Annotated in this window: 4 protein-coding genes; 1 reads left to right on the plus strand and 3 read right to left on the minus strand. The window is 71.0% G+C overall.

Going from position 1 to position 5,369, the window contains the following annotated elements; all coding sequences use genetic code 11:
- Positions 1–123: 123 nt before the first annotated feature.
- Genes G6031_RS03960 through G6031_RS03970 form a run of 3 tightly spaced genes read right to left on the minus strand, consistent with a single transcriptional unit; the run spans position 124 to position 4,580 of the window.
- Positions 124–1,110, minus strand: coding sequence for a nitronate monooxygenase family protein (locus tag G6031_RS03960; protein WP_182652510.1), 987 nt, complete (start codon positions 1,108–1,110; stop codon positions 124–126).
- Positions 1,110–3,320, minus strand: a complete 2,211-nt coding sequence (locus G6031_RS03965; protein ID WP_182652507.1) for a 3-hydroxyacyl-CoA dehydrogenase NAD-binding domain-containing protein — start codon at positions 3,318–3,320, stop codon at positions 1,110–1,112. Before G6031_RS03965 ends, G6031_RS03960 begins: the two co-directional genes overlap by 1 nt.
- 42 nt (positions 3,321–3,362) lie before the next feature.
- The gene (locus tag G6031_RS03970) at positions 3,363–4,580 is read right to left on the minus strand and encodes an acetyl-CoA C-acetyltransferase (RefSeq protein ID WP_182652508.1); all 1,218 of its coding nucleotides are present in this window, start codon (positions 4,578–4,580) and stop codon (positions 3,363–3,365) included.
- A gap of 162 nt (positions 4,581–4,742) precedes the next feature.
- Between G6031_RS03970 and G6031_RS03975 the strand changes: the two genes are divergently transcribed.
- On the plus strand, positions 4,743–5,369 hold a 627-nt coding region (locus G6031_RS03975), incomplete at its 3' end, for a TetR/AcrR family transcriptional regulator (protein WP_182652509.1).

Consider the following 5,369-nt stretch of genomic DNA (forward strand, 5'->3'; position numbering starts at 1 on the left):
TCTCCACCAGTGCGCACACCGTCGGGTGGTCGAGCGCGTTCATCCGGTCGGGTCGGTTGATGCTGATCGTCGCGACACCCAGGTCGTCGCGGTCGACCATGACCGCGTCCCGGCCCGTGGGGGTCATCGGACCGTCTCCGCGGCGGCGACCATGCCGGCCAGCCGGTCGGTGATGATCGACTCGGCCTCGGCCATCATGCGGTCGACCAGCTCGGCCGCGGTGGGCACGTCGTCGATCAGGCCCTGGCACTGACCCGCCGACCAGATGCCGGCGTCCAGGTCGCCGTCCTCGAAGACCTTCCGGCCCCGGGCCCCGGCGACGAGGTGCTGGATGTCGGAGAACTCCACGCCCTCGGCCTCCCTGGCCACCACTTCCGCCGAGACGGCGTTCGCCGCGACCCGCGCGGTGTTGTGCAGCGTGCGGAAGATGAGCGCGGTGTCGAGCTCGGAGTTGGCGACGATCTGCTGCTTGACCTGGTCCGCGACCGGCGATTCGGCCGTGCACATGAACCGGGTCCCCATGTTGGCGCCGTCGGCCCCCAGGGCCAGTGCGGCCACGAGGCCGCGGGCGTCGGCGATGCCTCCGGACGCCAGCATCGGGATGGTCAGCCGGGCCGCCGCGGCGGGGATGAGCACCAGACCGGGGACGTCGTCCTCACCGGGATGTCCGGCGCACTCGAAGCCGTCGATGGAGACGGCGTCCACGCCGAGCTTCTCCGCCTTGAGTGCGTGCCGCACGGAGGTGCACTTGTGGATGACCTTGACGCCGGCGGCGTGGAAGACAGGGAGATGGTCCTTGGGGTTGGACCCGGCGGTCTCGACGATCTTCACGCCCGACTCGACGATCGCCTGGCGGTACTCCGCGTACGGGGGCGGCGTGATCGACGGGAGGATCGTGAGGTTGACCCCGAAGGGCTGGTCGGTCATCTCCCGGCACCGGGCGATCTCGCGGACCAGGTCCTCGGGCGTCGGCTGGGTGAGCCCGGTGATGATGCCCAGCGCCCCCGCCTCGGACACGGCGGCCGCGAGTTCGGCGCGGCCGACCCACATCATGCCGCCCTGGACGATCGGATGACGGACGCCGAACTCCTCGGTGAAACGGGTACGGATCACGGCTGGACCTCCTCGTAGGTGCCGCCGGAGGCGGCCTTGGACCGCAGGGACTCCGGCGGGGTGAAACGGTCCCCGTAGCGCTCGGCGAGCTCCTCGGCGCGGGCGACGAAGCCGGGCAGGCCGCCCGGGTACTGGTCCATGTAGCGGGCGACGCCGCCGGTCCAGCCCGGGAAGCCGATGCCCAGGATCGAGCCGACGTTGGCGTCGGTGGTGGTCTCCAGCACGCCCTCGTCGAGGCACTTGACGGTCTCGATCGCCTCGGCGAACAGCATCCGGTCGATCGCGTCCTGCAGCGGGATCTCGGTGGCGGGGCCGAAAGCCTCCGCCAGTCCCGGCCAGAGTCCGGCGCGCTTGCCGTCGGTGTACTCGTAGAAGCCGGCGCCGGTGGAGCGGCCCTTGCGGTCGTACTCGTCGATCATCGTGTCGAGCACGGCGTTGCCCGGGTGGTCGGGCAGCGGCCGGCCCTCTGCCTCGGCCGCCTGGCGGGTCTCGTCACGGATCTTGCGGGGCAGGGTCAACGTGAGTTCGTCCATCAGCGCGAGCACCGGCGCCGGGTAGCCGGCCTGCGAGGAGGCCTGTTCGACGGTGGGCGCGGGGACGCCCTCGGCGAGCAGCGCCATGCCCTCACTGGTGAAGGTCCCGATGACCCGCGAGGTGAAGAACCCGCGGGAGTCGTTGACGACGATGGGGGTCTTGCCGATCTGCGCGACCAGGGCCAGGGCGCGCCCGAGGGCGTCCTCCGAGGTCTCGGCGCCCTTGATGATCTCGACCAGCGGCATCTTGTCGACGGGCGAGAAGAAGTGCAGGCCGATGAAGTCGGCCGGCCGGTCGACGCCGCCCGCGAGCATGGTGATGGGAAGGGTCGAGGTGTTGGAGCACAGCAGCGCGTCCGGGGCGATGTGCGGCGCGATCTCCGCGAACACCGTCTCCTTGACCTCGGGGTCCTCGAACACGGCCTCGATGACGGCCTGCGCACCGGAGGCGGCCGCGGCGTCGGTGGTGGGGGTGATGCGCGCCAGGAGCGCCTCGCCCTTCGCCTGCGCGGCGTCCCGGTCCTCGCCCTCGGCGGCGCGGGCGACGGTCTTGGCGACGAGCTTCTCCGAATAGCCCTTGCCCCGCTCGGCGGCCGACTGGTCGATGTCCTTGAGGACGACCTCCATACCGGCCTTGGCGCACACGTAGGCGATCGCCGCGCCCATCATCCCGGCACCCAGGACCACGACCTTGGTGATCGGTTCGCGGTCAACCGACCCGTACGCCTTCGCGAGGCCGTTGGCCTTCTGCAGGTCGAAGAAGAACGCGCGGATCATGTTCTTGGCGGTCTGCCCGGTGGCGAGTCCGGCGAAGTAGCGGGCCTCGATCGCCTGGGCGGCGGCGAAGTCCACCCCGGCGCCCTCCACGGCCGCGGCCATGATCGCGACGGGGGCCGGGTACGGCGCGCCCTTGAGTTGCTTGCGCAGCATCGCGGGGAACGCGGGGAGGGTGGCGCCGAGCGCCGGGCTCGACGGCGTGCCCCCGGGCATGCGGTAGCCCTTGCGGTCCCACGGCTGGGTCGCCGCCTCGGGATCGTCGGCGTTGGCGGCGATCCACGCCTTCGCCGCGGGCACCAGGTCGTCGGGGCCGGCCACCAGCTCGTCGACGAGGCCGAGCTCGTGGGCCCTGCCCGGACGCAGGCGCCTGCCCTCGAGCAGCACCTCCGTCAGGGCCGTGGCCACACCGAGCATGCGCACGGTGCGGACGATCCCGCCGCCACCGGGCAGCAGACCGAGGCTCACCTCGGGTAGGCCCAGCTGGATCGCGGGCGAGTCCACCACGATCCGGTGGTGGGTGGCCAGCGCGATCTCGAGACCGCCGCCGAGCGCGGCACCCGCGATGGCGGCCACGACGGGCTTACCCAGGGTCTCCAGTCGCCGCAGTGGCGCCTTGGCCCGCTCGACGGTGGCCACGGCCAGGTCCGCCCCGTCAGCGGGGATCGACAGGATGTCGCCCAGGTCGCCGCCGGCGAAGAAGGTCTTCTTGGCGGAGGTCAGTATCACGCCGGTGATCTCGTCGACCTCGGAGGCGAGCCTGTCGACGGCCGCCTCCATGGACGCCAGGTAGTCGGCGTTCATGGTGTTGGCGCTCTGACCCGGATCGTCCATGGTGAGGACGACGACGCCGTCGGCGTCGCGCTCGTAGGTGATGGTGTTGGTGAATTCACTGCTCATTGGGGGTTTTCTCGTCCTTGTCAAGGCTGGCGGCCGGGTCGTCTACAGGCGTTCGATGATGGTGGCGATGCCCATGCCGGCACCCACGCACAGGGTCGCGAGGGCGTAGCGGGCGTCGCGGCGTTCCAGCTCGTCCAGGGCGGTGCCGAGGATCATCGCGCCGGTCGCGCCGAGGGGGTGCCCCATGGCGATCGCGCCGCCGTTGACGTTGATCTTCTCCATGGGGACCTCTAGGTCCTTGGCGAATTTCATCGGCACGGCGGCGAACGCCTCGTTGACCTCGAACAGGTCGATGTCGTCGATCGTCAGGCCGGCTTTGGCGAGGGCCTTGCGGGCGGCCGGGGTGGGGCCGGTGAGCATGATCGTGGGCTCCGAACCGATGACGGCGGCCGAGACGATCCTGGCGCGCGGCGTCAGGCCGTTGCGCTCGCCGGCCTCGGCGTTGCCGATGAGCATCGCGGTGGCACCGTCGACGATCCCGGAGGAGTTCCCGGCGTGATGGACGTGGTCGATGCCCTCGACCGAGTGGTACTTCTGCAGCGCCACGGCGTCGAAACCGGCCTGCTCACCGAGGGCGGCGAACGACGGCCGGAGTGACGCGAGATCGTCGGCGGTGGTGCCCCGCCGGATGTGCTCGTCATGGTCGAGCACGACCAGACCGGCGGAGTCGACCACCGGGATGACCGAGCCCGCGAAGCGGCCCTCGTCCCAGGCGGCGGAGGCGAGCTCCTGCGACCGCGCGGCGAACTCGTCGACGTCCCCGCGGGAGAAGCCCTCCATCGTGGCGATGAGGTCCGCGCCGATGCCCTGGGGAACGAACGAGGTGGAGTAGTTGACCCGGGGGTTCTGCGCCCAGGCGCCGCCGTCGGAGCCCATCGGGACCCGCGACATCGACTCCACGCCACCGGCGACGACGAGGTCCTCCCACCCCGCGCGGACCTTCTGCGCGGCCAGGTTGACGGCCTCGAGCCCGGAGGCACAGAAGCGGTTCTGCTGCACCCCGGCCACCGTCTCGGGCAGTCCGGCGGCGAGGGCCGCGATGCGGGGCAACACCGCGCCCTGCTCACCGACCGGACCGACGATGCCCATGACGACGTCCTCGATCTGTGCGGGATCGAGACCGCTGTTGCGCTCGACCAGCGAACGCAGCACGCCGACGGCGAGGTCGATCGGGGCGACGCTGTACAGCGAACCGCTGGACTTGCCCTTACCGCGTGGCGTGCGCACCGCGTCGTAGATGTAGGCCTCGGGCACTGACATGGGTGGGTTGTCCCTTCCGTCCCGAGCCGGTCTGCGACGACGCACTCGAGACACTCACATGGATTCGATCACATATATCTGTGAATTCGGGTTTACTATGGCCACTGTATCCGCTGTTGTCAAGATCACACCCCGATCCGCCCTCACGAGATCCGAGAGGTCATGACGTCGTCACCACCACTGCCCACGAGGTTCCCGGACGCCCCTCCGCCGGGGTCCCGACGTGCGGAGATCGCGCTGGCCGCGGCCGAGGAGTTCACGCGACGCGGATACCACGCGACCCGTGTGGAGCACATCGCGGATCGACTCGCGGTGACCCCCGGTGCGCTGTACCGGTACGTCCCGGGCAAGTACGCGATGTTCCGAGACGCGGTCGCCACGCTCGTCGGGGAACTCGACGCCGCCACGTCCGGTTCCGATGACCTCGACCACCTGGTCGCCTCGGTCACCCGGGCGACACTGACCCACCGCTCCCGCGCCGCGCTGTACCGCTGGCAGATCCGGTATCTCACGCCGGAGGACCGGGCGGCGGTCGTGGCGGCCGACATCCGGATCCGCCAGCGATTCTCCGACGCGATCCGCGGACACGGCGCTGTCGCCCGGACCGGGACCCGGGGCGCGGCCGGCGCCATCCTCGCCTGCATCGCCTCGCTCGGCCATCACCGCATCGAGGTCACCGAAGCGGGCGCGGTGGCGCTGATGCAGTCGATCGCGGCGGACCTGGCCGGATCCACCCCGGGCGTCAGGTCGACGCCGACTCCGCGAGCGGAGCACCCGCCCGCGCCCGGG

The sequence above is a fragment of the Dietzia sp. CQ4 genome, assembly GCF_014145125.1.
Taxonomy (GTDB): Bacteria; Actinomycetota; Actinomycetes; order Mycobacteriales; family Mycobacteriaceae; genus Dietzia; species Dietzia natronolimnaea.